Origin of the sequence: Streptomyces coeruleofuscus, from assembly GCF_039532725.1 — a bacterium.
Lineage (GTDB): Bacteria > Actinomycetota > Actinomycetes > Streptomycetales > Streptomycetaceae > Streptomyces > Streptomyces coeruleofuscus.
In genome coordinates, this window is the sequence record NZ_BAAASE010000001.1 from 1,147,466 (window position 1) to 1,160,242 (window position 12,777).

Annotated in this window: 12 protein-coding genes; all 12 read left to right on the forward strand. The window is 71.6% G+C overall.

Features of this window, described 5'->3' with window-relative positions; translation table 11 throughout:
• Positions 1-184 precede the first annotated feature (184 nt).
• Positions 185-1,990, forward strand: coding sequence for a DUF5941 domain-containing protein (locus tag ABFX81_RS04980; RefSeq protein WP_086854304.1), 1,806 nt, complete (start codon positions 185-187; stop codon positions 1,988-1,990).
• Positions 1,987-2,739, forward strand: coding sequence for a phosphocholine cytidylyltransferase family protein (locus ABFX81_RS04985; protein WP_086854303.1), 753 nt, complete (start codon positions 1,987-1,989; stop codon positions 2,737-2,739). The genes ABFX81_RS04980 and ABFX81_RS04985 overlap by 4 nt, the downstream gene beginning before the upstream one ends.
• On the forward strand, positions 2,727-3,788 hold the full coding sequence (locus tag ABFX81_RS04990; RefSeq protein ID WP_086854302.1) for an iron-containing alcohol dehydrogenase: 1,062 nt from the start codon (positions 2,727-2,729) through the stop codon (positions 3,786-3,788). Before ABFX81_RS04985 ends, ABFX81_RS04990 begins: the two co-directional genes overlap by 13 nt.
• Positions 3,766-4,545 (forward strand): CDP-alcohol phosphatidyltransferase family protein, encoded by a 780-nt coding sequence (locus ABFX81_RS04995; RefSeq protein ID WP_346137667.1) that lies wholly within the window; start codon positions 3,766-3,768, stop codon positions 4,543-4,545. The genes ABFX81_RS04990 and ABFX81_RS04995 overlap by 23 nt, the downstream gene beginning before the upstream one ends.
• Before the next feature lie 5 nt (positions 4,546-4,550).
• On the forward strand, positions 4,551-5,423 hold the full coding sequence (locus tag ABFX81_RS05000) for a glycosyltransferase (protein ID WP_086854300.1): 873 nt from the start codon (positions 4,551-4,553) through the stop codon (positions 5,421-5,423).
• A gap of 100 nt (positions 5,424-5,523) precedes the next feature.
• Positions 5,524-6,453, forward strand: a complete 930-nt coding sequence (locus tag ABFX81_RS05005; protein WP_086854299.1) for an ABC transporter permease — start codon at positions 5,524-5,526, stop codon at positions 6,451-6,453.
• Positions 6,446-7,234 carry an ABC transporter ATP-binding protein gene (locus ABFX81_RS05010; protein WP_346137668.1) on the forward strand — a complete coding sequence of 263 codons (789 nt, stop codon included), beginning with the start codon at positions 6,446-6,448 and terminating at the stop codon, positions 7,232-7,234. The genes ABFX81_RS05005 and ABFX81_RS05010 overlap by 8 nt, the downstream gene beginning before the upstream one ends.
• 359 nt (positions 7,235-7,593) lie before the next feature.
• Complete coding sequence (gene hpnC, locus ABFX81_RS05015; protein WP_086854298.1) at positions 7,594-8,496, forward strand: squalene synthase HpnC; 903 nt, start codon at positions 7,594-7,596, stop codon at positions 8,494-8,496.
• Positions 8,493-9,443 (forward strand): presqualene diphosphate synthase HpnD, encoded by a 951-nt coding sequence (gene hpnD / locus ABFX81_RS05020; RefSeq protein ID WP_086854297.1) that lies wholly within the window; start codon positions 8,493-8,495, stop codon positions 9,441-9,443. The genes hpnC and hpnD overlap by 4 nt, the downstream gene beginning before the upstream one ends.
• 581 nt (positions 9,444-10,024) lie before the next feature.
• Positions 10,025-10,186 (forward strand): DUF6380 family protein, encoded by a 162-nt coding sequence (locus ABFX81_RS05025; protein ID WP_346137774.1) that lies wholly within the window; start codon positions 10,025-10,027, stop codon positions 10,184-10,186.
• Complete coding sequence (hpnE, locus tag ABFX81_RS05030) at positions 10,183-11,595, forward strand: hydroxysqualene dehydroxylase HpnE (RefSeq protein ID WP_086854295.1); 1,413 nt, start codon at positions 10,183-10,185, stop codon at positions 11,593-11,595. The genes ABFX81_RS05025 and hpnE overlap by 4 nt, the downstream gene beginning before the upstream one ends.
• A complete protein-coding gene (locus ABFX81_RS05035; RefSeq protein WP_086854294.1) occupies positions 11,595-12,728 on the forward strand; it encodes a polyprenyl synthetase family protein in 1,134 nt (377 codons plus the stop codon). The genes hpnE and ABFX81_RS05035 overlap by 1 nt, the downstream gene beginning before the upstream one ends.
• Positions 12,729-12,777: the final 49 nt, after the last annotated feature.

The following is a 12,777-nucleotide window of genomic DNA, read 5'->3' on the forward strand; positions in this document are numbered from 1 at the left end:
CGATGATGATCGCGGCAAGGGCTTGTGCGAACCACGTAGATCGATCTGCCGAACAGGCGGTGAACGTGGCCCTCCCGGCATCCGATAGCCTCTGCCGACATGCCGGCCGGGAGCTTCCGGCTCGGGCGCCCCCACCATGTACAGCACTGGCGCGGACGCGTCGGTCCCCAGGGAGTGAATTCGGTTGTCGACCGCCATCCTCACCGGACAGCCGGTCCCCGGATCGTCGATCGAGGGCGATCTGCGGTCCCTCGGCTTCGACGTGCGGGTGGCGGCCGACGCCGCCGAGGCGGAGACCCTGCTCGCCGGGGTGCCGGGCGAGGAGAGGGTCGCCCTGGTCGACGCCCGGTTCGTGGGGCATGTGCATGCGCTGCGCCTCGGTCTCACCGACCCCCGCTTCCCGCTCGCCGCGATCCCGGGCGCCGTCACGGCCCAGCCGGCCGGCCGCCAGGCCCTGACCCGGGCGATGGCCCGCGAGAACTCCGCGGGCGGCGGCACCACCCTCGTCGACAGCCTCGCCGACCGCATCCTCACCGCCCTCGACGCCGACGGCGCCGACGTGCACCGCCCCGAACTGGGCAGCCTCGTCGCCACCGTCCCCGCCGACCCGCAGGCCCGCAACGAGGCACGGCAGGCGGTGGCGGACGTCGACGACGAGGCCGTGCGCCTGAAGTCGGCCGTGAAGTCCCGCGACGGCTTCTTCACCACCTACTGCATCAGCCCGTACTCCCGCTACATCGCCCGCTGGTGCGCCCGCCGCGGCCTGACCCCCAACCAGGTCACCACGGCCTCGCTCCTCACCGCCCTCATAGCGGCGGCCTGCGCGGCCACCGGCACCCGCGGCGGCTTCGTCGCGGCCGGCGTGCTGCTGATCGCGTCCTTCGTACTGGACTGCACCGACGGCCAGCTCGCCCGCTACTCCCTCCAGTACTCCACGCTCGGCGCCTGGCTCGACGCCACCTTCGACCGGGCCAAGGAGTACGCCTACTACGCCGGACTCGCCCTCGGTGCCGCCCGCGGCGGAGACGACGTCTGGGCCCTCGCCCTCGGCGCCATGGTCCTCCAGACCTGCCGGCACGTCGTGGACTTCTCCTTCAACGAGGCCAACCACGACGCCACCGCCAACACCAGCCCCACCGCCGCCCTCTCCGACAAGCTCGACAGCGTCGGCTGGACGGTCTGGGTGCGCCGCATGATCGTCCTGCCGATCGGCGAGCGCTGGGCGATGATCGCCGTCCTCACGGCGGCGACCACCCCCCGTATCACCTTCTACGCGCTGCTCATCGGCTGCGCCTTCGCGGCGACGTACACCACGGCGGGCCGGGTGCTGCGCTCCCTGACCCGCAAGGCCCGGCGGACCGACCGGGCGGCCGGGGCGCTCGCCGACCTCGCGGACAGCGGGCCGCTCGCCCAGGGCGTGGCGGAGGCACTCAGGAAGCCCGCGCGCAGGCTGCCGGGCTTCGCGACCCCCGCCGTCGCCCTCCTCGGCGGTGTCGCCGTCGTCGCCGTGGCCGCGGTCACCGGCTTCGGCGGACCCTGGCCGATCGTCGCCGCCCTCGCCTACGCCCTCACCTCCGGCCTGGCCGTCGCCCGCCCCCTCAAGGGCGCCCTCGACTGGCTGGTCCCCCCGTTCCTCCGCGCCGCCGAATACGGCACCGTCCTGGTCCTGGCGGCCCGGGCGGACGTGAACGGAGCCCTTCCTGCGGCTTTCGGGCTGGTGGGCGCGGTCGCCTACCATCACTACGACACGGTGTACCGCATCCGCGGCAACGCCGGAGCGCCCCCGGCCTGGCTGGTGCGTTCCATCGGGGGGCACGAAGGACGGACGCTGCTCGTCACCGTCCTCGCCGCGCTGCTCACCGCCTCGCAGTTCACGGTCGCGCTCACGGTTCTCGCCGTGGCCGTGGCCCTGGTGGTGCTCGTCGAGAGCATCCGCTTCTGGGTGTCCGCAGGGGCGCCCGCCGTACACGATGAAGGAGAACCCGCATGATCGGCCTCGTGCTGGCGGCCGGCGCCGGACGGCGTCTGCGCCCCTACACCGACAGCCTTCCCAAGGCGCTGGTGCCGGTGGGGCCCGCGGGCATAGAGGGCGAACCCACGGTTCTCGACCTGACCCTCGCCAACTTCGCCGAGGTCGGCCTCACCGAAGCCGCGATCATCGTCGGCTACCGCAAGGAGGCCGTGTACGCGCGCAAGGAGGCGCTGGAGGCGAAGTACGGCCTCAAGCTCACCCTCATCGACAACGACAAGGCCGAGGAGTGGAACAACGCCTACTCCCTGTGGTGCGGGCGTGACGCCCTCAAGGACGGTGTGATCCTCGCCAACGGCGACACCGTCCACCCGGTCTCCGTCGAGAAGACGCTGCTCGCCGCCCGCGGTGACGGCAAGAAGATCATCCTCGCCCTGGACACCGTGAAGGACCTGGCCGACGAGGAGATGAAGGTCGTCGTCGACCCCGCCAAGGGCATGACGAAGATCACCAAGCTGATGGACCCCGCCGAGGCCACCGGCGAGTACATCGGCGTCACCCTCATCGAGGGCGACGCGGCCGCCGAACTGGCCGACGCGCTCAAGACCGTGTGGGAGACCGACCCGCAGCAGTTCTACGAGCACGGCTACCAGGAGCTGGTGAACCGCGGCTTCCGTATCGACGTGGCGCCGATCGGCGACGTCAAGTGGGTGGAGATCGACAACCACGACGATCTCGCCCGTGGACGGGAGATCGCATGCCAGTACTGACCCGGCTCATCCCCTCGCCGCTGGTCGTGGACATCCGCCCGGGTGCCCTCGACGACCTGGCGTGCGTCCTCGCCGACGAGCGCATCTCGCACTCCGGCCGCCTCGCCGTCGCGGTCAGCGGCGGCTCCGGCGCCAGGCTGCGCGAGCGCATCTCGCCCGGCATGCCCGGCGCCACCTGGTACGAGGTCGGCGGCGGCACCCTCGACGACGCGGTGCGGCTGGCCAGTGACATAAAGGCCGGCCACTACGACGCGGTCGTCGGCCTCGGCGGCGGCAAGATCATCGACTGCGCCAAGTTCGCCGCGGCCCGGGTCGGCCTGCCCCTGGTCGCCGTGCCCACGAACCTGGCGCACGACGGCCTGTGCTCGCCGGTCGCCACCCTCGACAACGACGCGGGCCGCGGCTCCTACGGCGTACCGAACCCGATCGCCGTCGTCATCGACCTGGACGTCATCCGCGAGGCCCCGGTCCGCTTCGTCCGCGCCGGCATCGGCGACGCCGTCTCCAACATCTCGGCGATCGCCGACTGGGAGCTGGCCAACCGCGTCAAGGGCGAGCGGATCGACGGACTCGCCGCGGCCATGGCCCGCCAGGCCGGCGAGGCCGTACTGCGGCACCCGGGCGGCATCGGGGACAACGACTTCCTCCAGGTGCTCGCCGAGGCGCTGGTCCTCAGCGGCATCGCCATGTCGGTGTCGGGCGACTCGCGGCCGTCCTCCGGGGCGTGCCACGAGATCAACCACGCCTTCGACCTGCTCTATCCGAAGCGGGCCGCCGCCCACGGCGAGCAGTGCGGTCTCGGCGCGGCCTTCGCGATGTGGCTGCGCGGGGCGCACGACGAGTCGGCGTACATGGCCGAGGTGCTGCGCCGGCACGGGCTGCCCGTGCTGCCGGACGAGATCGGCTTCACCACGGACGAGTTCGTCAAGGCCGTCGAGTTCGCCCCGGAGACCCGGCCCGGCCGCTACACCATCCTCGAACACCTCGACCTGAACACCGAACAGATCAAGGACACCTACGCCGACTATGTCAAGGCCATCGGTAGCTGAACTACGCCCCGTCGTTCACCCCGCGGGGGTGAAGGACCGGCGCAGCGGTGAGCACTGGATGGGACGCCTCTACATGCGTGAGGTGTCCCTGCGGGTCGACCGTTACCTGGTGAACACCCGGGTCACGCCCAACCAGCTCACGTACCTGATGACCGTCTTCGGTGTACTCGCGGCCCCGGCACTGCTCGTGCCGGGGATCCCGGGCGCCGTACTCGGCGTCGTCATGGTCCAGATGTACCTCCTGCTGGACTGCGTCGACGGCGAGATCGCGCGCTGGAGGAAGCAGTACTCCCTCAGCGGCGTCTACCTGGACCGCGTCGGCGCCTACCTCACCGACGCCGCGGTGCTCGTCGGCTTCGGCCTGCGCGCCGCCGACCTGTGGGGCAGCGGCCGGATCGACTGGCTGTGGGCCTTCCTCGGCACCCTGGCCGCCCTCGGCGCCATCCTGATCAAGGCCGAGACCGACCTCGTCGGCGTCGCCCGGCACCAGACCGGAAAGCCGCCGGTCAAGGAGACCGCATCCGAGATGCGCTCCTCCGGCATGGCGCTGGCCCGCAGGGCCGCCGCCGCGTTCAAGTTCCACCGCCTGATCCTCGGCATCGAGGCGTCCCTGCTGATCCTGGTCCTGGCGATCGTCGACCAGGCCCGCGGCGACCTGTTCTTCTCCCGGCTCGGCGTCGCGGTGCTGGCCGGCATCGCGCTGCTCCAGACCCTGCTGCACCTGGTCTCCATCCTCGCTTCGAGCAGGCTGAAGTGAGCGGCATGAAGGTCGGCGCCGTCATCATCACCATGGGCAACCGCCCCGACGAACTGCGCGCCCTGCTCGACTCGGTCGCCAAGCAGGACGGCGACCCGGTCGAGGTGGTCGTCGTCGGCAACGGCTCGCCCGTCCCGGACGTCCCCGAGGGCGTCCGCACGATCGAGCTGCCCGAGAACCTCGGCATCCCCGGCGGCCGCAACGTCGGCATCGAGGCCTTCGGCCCGGCCGGCCGGGACGTCGACATCCTGCTGTTCCTGGACGACGACGGGCTGCTCGCGAGCCACGACACCGCCGAGCTGTGCCGCAAGGCCTTCGAGGCCGACCCGAAGCTCGGCATCGTGAGTTTCCGCATAGCCGACCCCGACACCGGGGTCACCCAGCGCCGCCACGTGCCCCGGCTGCGGGCCTCCGACCCGATGCGCTCCTCCCGCGTCACCACGTTCCTCGGCGGCGCCAACGCCGTCCGCACCCGGGTCTTCGCCGACGTCGGCGGCCTCCCGGACGAATTCTTCTACGCCCACGAGGAAACCGACCTGGCATGGCGGGCCCTCGACGCGGGCTGGATGATCGACTACCGGTCCGACATGGTGCTGTACCACCCGACGACCGCCCCCTCGCGGCACGCGGTCTACCACCGCATGGTCGCCCGCAACCGCGTCTGGCTCGCCCGCCGCAACCTCCCCGCGCCCCTCGTCCCCGTCTACCTCGGCGTGTGGCTGCTGCTCACCCTCGTACGCCGTCCCTCCCGCTCCGCCCTGCGGGCCTGGTTCGGCGGATTCCGCGAGGGCTGGACCACCCCGTGCGGACGCCGTCGCCCCATGAAGTGGCGTACGGTGTGGCGGCTGACCCGACTGGGCCGGCCCCCCGTCATCTGACAAGCTCGTATCCGGGAGTATCCGGGAGGGGCCGTACCCTGGCCCCCGGCTCATGCAGGCCCGGACAGGCCGCGCATCTCGAAGACGAAAGTTTCCACTAGTGAGTGAGACAACGCACGACGCCACGGTCGCGGTGAGCGCGCCCGCGGCGCCCGACGAGGGACTCACGGCGAGGGAGCTCGCCGCCAAGTACGGGCTGAGCGTGAGCGGCGCCCGGCCGTCCCTCATCGAGTACGTCCGTCAGCTCTGGGACCGGCGGCACTTCATCCTCGCCTTCTCCCGCGCGAAGCTGACGGCCCAGTACAGCCAGGCCAAGCTCGGCCAGCTGTGGCAGGTGGCCACACCGCTGCTGAACGCGGCCGTGTACTTCTTCATCTTCGGCCTGCTCCTGGAGGCCGACCGGGGCATGTCCCGCGAGGTGTACATCCCGTTCCTGGTCACGGGCGTCTTCGTGTTCACCTTCACGCAGAGCTCGGTGATGGCGGGCGTGCGCGCGATCTCCGGCAACCTCGGCCTGGTCCGCGCCCTGCACTTCCCGCGCGCCTCGCTGCCGATCTCCTTCGCGCTCCAGCAGCTCCAGCAGCTGCTGTTCTCGATGATCGTGCTGTTCGCCATCGCGGTCGGCTTCGGCCACTACCCGGACCTGTCCTGGCTGCTGATCGTGCCGGTGCTCGCCCTTCAGTTCTGCTTCAACACCGGCCTCGCGCTGATCATGGCCCGGGCGGGCGCCAAGACCCCGGACCTCGCGCAGCTGATGCCGTTCGTGATGCGGACGTGGATGTACGCGTCGGGGGTGATGTTCTCCATCCCGATCTTCCTCGAGGACAAGCCGGCCTGGATCTCGAACGTCCTCCAGTGGAACCCGGCCGCGATCTACATGGACCTGATGCGCTTCGCCCTCATGAACGATTACGGCTCCGAGTACCTCCCCGACCACGTATGGGCGGCCGCGGGCGGCTGGGCCGTGCTCTTCGCCCTGGGTGGCTTCGTGTACTTCTGGAAGGCGGAGGAGAGGTACGGCCGTGGCTGAGCGGAAGCAGGACGAACGGATCCCCACCGTCATCGCGGACGACCTGCACATCGTCTACCGCGTCAACGGCGCCAAGACCGGCAAGGGCAGCGCCACCGCGGCCCTCAGCCGCATTCTGAAGCGGGGCTCCGACGACACGGCGCGGGGCGTGCGCAAGGTGCACGCCGTACGAGGCGTCTCCTTCGTGGCGTACCGCGGCGAGGCCATCGGTCTGATCGGCTCCAACGGCTCCGGCAAGTCGACGCTGCTGCGCGCCATCGCCGGCCTGCTCCCCGCCGAGCAGGGCAAGGTCTACACCGACGGCCAGCCCTCGCTGCTCGGCGTCAACGCGGCCCTGATGAACGACCTCACCGGCGAACGGAACGTCATATTGGGCGGGCTTGCCATGGGTATGTCCCGGGAAGAGATCAAGGAGCGCTACCAGGACATCGTCGACTTCTCCGGCATCAACGAGAAGGGCGACTTCATCACCCTGCCCATGCGCACCTACTCCTCCGGCATGGCGGCCCGTCTCCGCTTCTCCATCGCCGCCGCCAAGGACCACGACGTCCTGATGATCGACGAGGCCCTGGCCACCGGCGACCGCAAGTTCCAGAAGCGTTCCGAGGACCGCATCCGGGAGCTGCGCAAGGAAGCCGGCACCGTGTTTCTGGTCAGTCACAACAACAAGTCGATCCGCGACACCTGCAACCGCGTCCTGTGGCTGGAACGCGGTGAGCTGCGGATGGACGGCCCGACCGACGAGGTGCTCAAGGAGTACGAGAAGTTCACCGGCAAGTAGTCCGGCCGGTCCAGGGCCCCGCCGGAACTGTTCCGGCGGGGCCCTGCGTCTGCAAAAGAAGCGTCAACTCCGGCCCGGCTCAGGAATCTTGGGGCCAATCGGTGTGTTCTCGTGATGTGCGGGACACCCTGGCGAACCTCGATGCGTTGTACAACGTAAGCTGTACCGGTCCCGAATCACGGCAATCAGGGCGATAATGCGCGACATCGCTCGTCGCGCCGCCGTGCGGACGGCTGGGCGGCGTGTCCGAAATAGTGTGTATTGGGTCGGCAGTGTAGAACGGGAGATGTGACGGCAATGGCTACGGAAACTCCCCAGCTCCACGCAGCACGTGCCGTCCTCGCGCCGGGCAGCCGGCGGTGACGGGAACCGGCACGGCGCGCGCCCTCGATCCGGAGCGCGGCACGCTCGACAAGGCCGCGGGTGAGAACTTCCCGGTGGCCCCGTTCTTCCTGCCCCGGGCCTGGCGCACCGACCTCATGGCCGTCTACGGCTTCGCCCGTCTCGTCGACGACATCGGCGACGGCGACCTGGCCCCCGGCGGCGCCGACGCCCGACTGCTCGGCGTGTCCCCGCAGGAGGCCGAGGACCGGCTGGTCCTGCTGGACGCCTTCGAGGCCGACCTGCGCAGGGTCTTCGACGCGACCCCGCGTCATCCCCTGCTGCGCCGCCTCCAGCCGACCGTCCGCCGCCGCTCCCTGACCCCCGAGCCGTTCCTCGGCCTGATCGCCGCCAACCGCCAGGACCAACTGGTCGGCCGGTACGAGACCTACGACGACCTCCTCGCCTACTGCGAGCTCTCCGCCAACCCCGTCGGCCGTCTCGTCCTCGCCGTCACCGGCACCTCGACGCCCAAGCGGATCCGCCGCTCCGACATGATCTGCACGGCCCTCCAGATCGTCGAGCACCTCCAGGACGTGGCCGAGGATCTCGACCGCGACCGCGTTTACCTGCCTGCCGCCGACATGAAACGCTTTCATGTCCAGGAGGCGGACCTTGCCACGGAATCCGCCGGAGCGTCGGTCCGTGCGCTGATTGCGTACGAAGCGCAAAGGGCCCTGGATCTCCTGAATGAAGGCGCCCCCCTGGTGGGTAGCGTCCACGGCAGGTTGAAGCTGCTGCTCGCAGGGTTCGTGGCGGGGGGAAGGGCGGCCGTCCGTGCCATCGCCGCCGCTGATTACGACGTACTTCCCGGCCCGCCCAAGCCCGGCAAGGTCCAGTTGCTGCGTGAGGTGGGCGTGACTCTGCGAGGAGAGGGGTGATCCGGACCGTGGAGTCGGAACCACACGCATCCCCGCCGGTACTCGCCGCCTACAGCTACTGCGAGGCCGTCACCGGACGGCAGGCCCGTAACTTCGCCTACGGCATCCGGCTGCTGCCGACGCCCCAGCGCCGTGCGATGTCGGCGCTGTACGCGTTCTCGCGGCGGGTCGACGACCTCGGCGACGGCGCGCTCGCCGACGACGTCAAGGTGGCCAGGCTGGAGGAGACCCGGACGCTGCTCAGCCGGATCCGCGAGGGCGGGGTGGCGGACGACGACACCGACCCGGTCGCCGTCGCCCTCGCGCACGCCGCCGGGCACTTCCCGATCCCGCTCGGCGGCCTGGACGAGCTCATCGACGGCGTCCTGATGGACGTACGCGGCGAGACGTACGAGACCTGGGACGACCTGAAGGTCTACTGCCGCTGTGTGGCGGGGGCCATCGGGCGGCTCTCGCTCGGTGTGTTCGGCACGGAACCGGGGGCGCGCGGTGTCGAGCGGGCGCCGGAGTATGCCGACACGCTCGGTCTGGCGCTCCAGCTCACCAACATCCTCAGAGACGTCCGCGAGGACGCCGTGGGCGGACGCACCTATCTGCCCGCCGACGACCTCGCCAAGTTCGGCTGCTCGGCCGGCTTCAGCGGGCCGCGGCCACCGGAGGGCTCCGACTTCGCGGGCCTCGTGCACTTCGAAGTGCGACGGGCCCGCGCTCTTTTCGCCGAGGGTTACCGGCTGCTCCCCATGCTGGACCGGCGCAGCGGCGCCTGTGTCGCCGCCATGGCCGGCATCTACCGACGCCTCCTCGACCGCATCGAGCGCGACCCCGAGGCCGTGCTGCGCGGCCGCGTCTCCCTGCCCGGCCGGGAGAAGGCCTACGTCGCCGTGCGCGGCCTGTCCGGCCTCGACGCCCGCCATGTGACCCGACGGACCGTCAGGAGGCGCGCGTGACGAACGGACCGGCCCAGGGGGATGCCACCGTCGACCGGACTCACGCCCGCCGCGCGGGTGCGGTCCTGTGCTCCCGGACAGTGCCGCACGCCCTGCGGGCCTGCTGTGAGACCAAGTCGGTGCTTTCCCTGGCGCGTCGGCGGGTGCGCGTTGCGGTCGTCGGCGCCGGCCCGGGCGGTTCCGCTCGCGTGACCCCTGCGGCGGGGCGCGGGCACGACGCTTCGCAGGTCCGCGATGAGACGGAGTCGGTGTTCTCCTTTGTCCGTGGGCGGGGGCGCGTTGCGGTCGTCACTGCCGGGGCGGGTGGTTTCGCTCGGGTGGCCTGGGCGGCTGCCGGGCGTGGGGCCGACGTCTCGCGGGCTCACCACGAGACGGAGTCGGTGTTCTCCTTTGTCCGTGGGCGGGGGCGCGTTGCGGTCGTCACTGCCGGGGCGGGTGGTTTCGCTCGGGTGGCCTGGGCGGCTGCCGGGCGTGGGGCCGACGCCTCGCGGGCTCACCACGAGACGGAGTCGGTGGTCTCCCTTGCCCGCCGGTGGGGGCGTGTTGCGGTCGTCGGCGCCGGGCCGGGCGGTTCCGCTCGCGTGACCCCCGCGGCGGGGCGTGGGCACGACGCCCCTCTCCGCCAAACCGTCGGAGACAAGCGGCGGGCAACCCTCCGGCGTGGGACGGCGTCCCTGACGGAGACGGTCGGTCGCGCACCGGTCGAGCAGGACGGCCGCCGCGCAGGGGAGGGTGCACGATGACCCACGGCACGGGATCCCGGGGGCCGGTCGCGGAGGGGCGGCACACCGTCGTGGTGGGCGGCGGGCTCGCCGGCGTCACCACCGCGCTCGCGCTCGCCGACGCCGGCGTGCGCGTCACCCTGGTGGAGGGCAGGCCGAGACTCGGCGGCCTGGCCTTCTCCTTCCAGCGCGGCGAGCTGACCGTCGACAACGGACAGCACGTGTACCTGCGCTGCTGCACCGCCTACCGCTGGTTCCTCGACCGCATCGAGGGCGCGGCGCTGGCTCCGCTCCAGGACCGGCTCGACGTGCCCGTTTTGGACGTCGCGCGGCCCGCGGGGCGGCGCCTCGGCAGGCTGCGGCGCGACGCGCTGCCCGTGCCCCTGCATCTGGGCCGCAGCCTCGCCACCTATCCGCACCTGTCGCTCGCCGACCGCGCCAAGGTCGGCCGGGCCGCACTCGCGCTCAAGGGGCTGGACCTCGCCGATCCGGCCCTGGACGCACAGGACTTCGGCAGCTGGCTGGCCGCGCACGGCCAGTCGGAGCGCGCCGTCGAGGCCCTGTGGGACCTGGTCGGGGTCGCCACCCTCAACGCGGTCGCGGGCGACGCCTCCCTGGGGCTCGCCGCGATGGTGTTCAAGACCGGTCTTCTGTCCGACCCGGGCGCGGCCGACATCGGCTGGGCGAGCGTCCCGCTCGGCGACCTGCACGACCGGCTGGCCCGCAAGGCGCTCGAATCCGCGGGCGTCCGCACCGAGGTCCGTACCCGCGTCACCTCCGTCTCCGACGACGGCAACGGCGGGTGGAGCGTCCGGGTTCCCGGCGAGACGCTCCAGGCGGACGCGGTGGTGCTCGCCGTACCGCAGCGCGAGGCGCACGACCTGCTGCCCGCGGGTGCCCTGGACGCGCCCGAGCGGCTCCTGGAGATCGGCACCGCGCCCATCCTCAACGTCCATGTGGTGTACGACCGCAAGGTGCTCGGCCGGCCGTTCTTCACCGCCCTCGGCACTCCGGTGCAGTGGGTCTTCGACCGGACCGAGGCGTCGGGCCTGCGCGACGGGCAGTACCTCGCCCTGTCCCAGTCGGCGGCCCAGGACGAGATCGACGAGCCCGTGGCCGTGCTGCGCGAGCGGTACCTGCCCGAGCTGGAGCGGCTGCTGCCGCTGACCCGCGGCGCCGCAGTGAAGGACTTCTTCGTCACCCGGGAGCGCACGGCGACGTTCGCTCCCACCCCCGGAGTCGGGCGCCTGAGGCCCGGCTCCCGCACCAAGGCATCCGGCCTGTACCTGGCCGGAGCGTGGACCGCCACCGGGTGGCCCGCGACCATGGAGAGTGCGGTCCGCAGTGGTGTGAGCGCGGCGGACGCCGTGCTGGGCGCCCTGGGCCGGCCCCGCCCTCGCCACCTCTTCGAGTTCGAGGAGGCGGCGTGATGCTCGCTCAGAACAGCGCGGCAGACGGCCCCCGCACCCCCGGTACCGCAACAAGAGGAGAGACTGTGCCCACTGTGCCCCCGGCCTCGAAGACTGCCGAGGCGGTGGACGTGACCGCGCTCCTGGAGCGCGGCCGGACCCTGGCCACTCCGGTACTGCGGGCGGCCATCGACCGCCTGGCACCTCCCATGGACACTGTTGCCGCCTACCACTTCGGATGGATCGACGCCCAGGGCCGGCCCGCGGCGGGGGACGGCGGCAAGGCCGTGCGCCCCGCCCTCGCGGTGCTGTCCGCCGAGGTCATGTCCGCCGCCCCCGAGACCGGCATCCCCGGCGCCGTCGCCGTGGAACTCGTCCACAACTTCTCCCTCCTCCACGACGACCTGATGGACGGCGACGAACAGCGCCGCCACCGCGACACGGTCTGGAAGGTGCACGGCCCCGCCCAGGCCATCCTGGTCGGTGACGCCCTGTTCGCCCTGGCCAACGAGGTGCTGCTGGAACTCGGCACCGTCGAGGCCGGCCGCGCCACCCGCCGCCTGACCACCGCCACCCGTGCCCTGATCGACGGTCAGGCCCAGGACATCTCCTACGAGCACCGCGACCGCGTCACCGTCGAGGAGTGCCTGGAGATGGAGGGCAACAAGACCGGCGCCCTGCTCGCCTGCGCCAGCTCCATCGGTGCCGTCCTCGGCGGCGCCGACGACCGCACCGCCGACACCCTGGAGAAGTACGGCTACCACCTGGGCCTCGCCTTCCAGGCCGTCGACGACCTCCTCGGCATCTGGGGCGACCCGATCTCCACCGGCAAGCAGACCTGGAGCGACCTGCGCCAGCGCAAGAAGTCCCTGCCGGTCGTGGCCGCACTCGCGGCGGGCGGATCCGCCTCCGAGCGGCTCGGCGAGCTCCTCGCCGCCGACGCCAAGAGCAGCGACTTCGAGAGCTTCTCCGAGGAGGAGTTCGCGGCCCGCGCCGCTCTCATCGAGGAGGCGGGCGGCCGCGAGTGGACCGCCGACGAGGCCCGCCGTCAGCACACCATCGCCATCGAAGCCCTCGACGCCGTCGACATGCCCGACCGGGTGCGGGAGCAGTTCACGGCACTCGCGGACTTCGTCGTCGTACGAAAGAGATGATCACTATCGGTCGAATAGCCCTCGCGTAGTCGCCGGCCGGTGCCGCGAG